Genomic DNA, 2,173 nt, shown 5'->3' with positions numbered 1-2,173 from the left:
TCGTCGGCAGCGTCAGCTGTGAATAAGAGACAGGGCCAGCTCCTCGGCCGACACCAGCCGCGAGGCGAAGGAGGCGACCGAGGCCACCGGCGCGCCGGTGACGTCGGCGACGTCGAGGGCCACCTCGTCGGGGCCGACCGGGGTCAGGTGCACGCGCACGCGTGAGGCGCCGCCCGCGTGCAGGCGCACCCCGCTCCACGCGAACGGCAGCCAGGCCGTGCCGTCCTCCGCCTCCGGCCCGCTGACGGCCAGCGCGTGCAGCGCGGCGTCGAGCAGGGCCGGGTGGAGGCCGAACCGGCCCGCTTCCTCCTGCTGCTCCTCGGGCAGCACCACCTCGGCGTACACCCCGACACCGTCGCCCGCGAGCCAGACCTCGGCCAACCCCTGAAAGGCCGGGCCGTACCCGTACCCCGACCCGGCGAGCCCCTCATAGAAGCCGTCGAGGTCCACCCGCTGCGCCCCGGCGGGCGGCCAGACACCCAACTCGCGGCCCTCGGCGGCGACTTCGGCGCGCGAGAGCAGGCCCTGCGCGTGCCGGGTCCAGGGGCCCTGCCCGGCGCCCTGGCGCCCGTACACGGCCACGGGCCGCCTGGACGAGCCGTCGGGCGCCCCTACGACGACCTGGAGCTGTACGGGGTCCTCGTCGGGCACGATCAGGGGTGCTTCGAGGGTGAGCTCGTCGAGGGTGTCGCAGCCGGCCTCGTCGCCCGCGCGGACGGCGAGCTCGACGAAGGCGGCACCGGGCAGCACCCGGGCCCCGGCGACCGTGTGATCGGCCAGCCAGGGGTGCGTACGCAGCGACAGCCGGCCGGTGAGCACCGTCCGGTCGCCCTCGGCGAGGCCTACGGCCGCGCCGAGCAGCGGGTGGCCGGCGGCCCGGAGCCCGGCGCCGGCCACGTCGGCGGCGCCTGTGCCGGGGCCGGTCGCGGCCAGCCAGTAGCGCTCGCGCTGGAAGGCGTACGTGGGCAGCTCGACGCCGGAGGCGTCCTGGTCGGCGTATACGGTCCGCCAGTCGACGGGCGCGCCGTGCGTCCAGGCCTCGGCGAGGGAGGCCAGGAGGCGCTGCGGACCGCCCTCGTCACGGCGCAGGGTCCCCTGCGTGACGGCCGTGGAGCCGGCCGCGTCGATCGACTCCTGCACACCGACCGTGAGAACAGGGTGGGCGCTGGACTCGACGAACAGACCGTGACCGCGCTCCAGCAGACCCTCCACGGCCTCCTGGAAACGGACGGTCTGACGGAGGTTGGTGTACCAGTACTCGGCATCCAGCTCGCAGCCGTCCACCCAGTCGGCGGTGACCGTCGAGAAGAACGGCACATCGACAGAGCGCGGCTCGATGCCCGCCAGCAGGCTCAGGACCTCGTCGCGGATCGACTCCACCTGCGGACCGTGCGACGCATAGTCCACATTGATCCGCCGGGCCCGGACCTCCTCGGCCTCACAGGCCGCCATCAGCTCGTCCAGCGCCTCCGGATCACCCGAGACGACCGTGGAGTTCGGGCCGTTGACCGACGCCACCGCCAGGCGGTCGCCCCAGGCGGCGATGCGCTCGGCCACGGACTCCGCTGTGTCCGCGACGGACACCATGCCGCCCTTGCCCGCCAGCGCGACGATGGCCTTGCTGCGCAGCGCGGACACCTTCGCCGCGTCCTCCAGCGACAGCGCGCCCGCCACCGCCGCGGCCGCGATCTCACCCTGCGAGTGACCGATCACCGCAGCCGGCTCCACACCGGCAGCACGCCACAGCTCGGCCAGCGCCACCATCACCGCCCACAGCACCGGCTGGACCACATCCACCCGGTCGAAACCGGGCGCACCCTCCGCCTGCCGCAGCACCTCCAGCAGCGACCAATCGGTGAACGGGGCAAGCGCCACCGCACACTCGTCCAGCCGCGCCGCGAACACCGGCGAGGACGCGTACAGCTCCACCGCCATGCCCGCCCACTGCGAACCCTGACCCGGGAACACGAACACCGGCTTGCCGTGGCCGGCCGCGTGGCCCTGGAGGACGCCGGCCGACGTGTCGCCCTCGGTGAGGGCGGCCAGGGCGCGCAGGGTGTCCTCGGGGGCGGCCGACGGGACCACCGCGGCACGGTGGTCGAAGGCGGCCCGGCCGGTGGCGAGGGCGACGGCCGAGGCCGTCGGGTCGGCCGCGCCCCGCTCGGCGTACGCG

Annotated in this window: 1 protein-coding gene; it reads right to left on the bottom strand. The window is 75.0% G+C overall.

The window, feature by feature from the left end; all coding sequences use genetic code 11:
• Positions 1–12 precede the first annotated feature (12 nt).
• The coding region (locus tag GPJ59_RS35695) for an acyltransferase domain-containing protein (RefSeq protein WP_219672279.1) at positions 13–2,173 on the bottom strand (2,161 nt) is incomplete at its 5' end.

It is taken from the genome of Streptomyces bambusae (genome assembly GCF_019400985.1).
Lineage (GTDB): Bacteria > Actinomycetota > Actinomycetes > Streptomycetales > Streptomycetaceae > Streptomyces > Streptomyces bambusae_A.
Note: the sequence above shows the minus strand (reverse complement) of the source record. Positions and strands in the feature narration are given on the sequence as shown.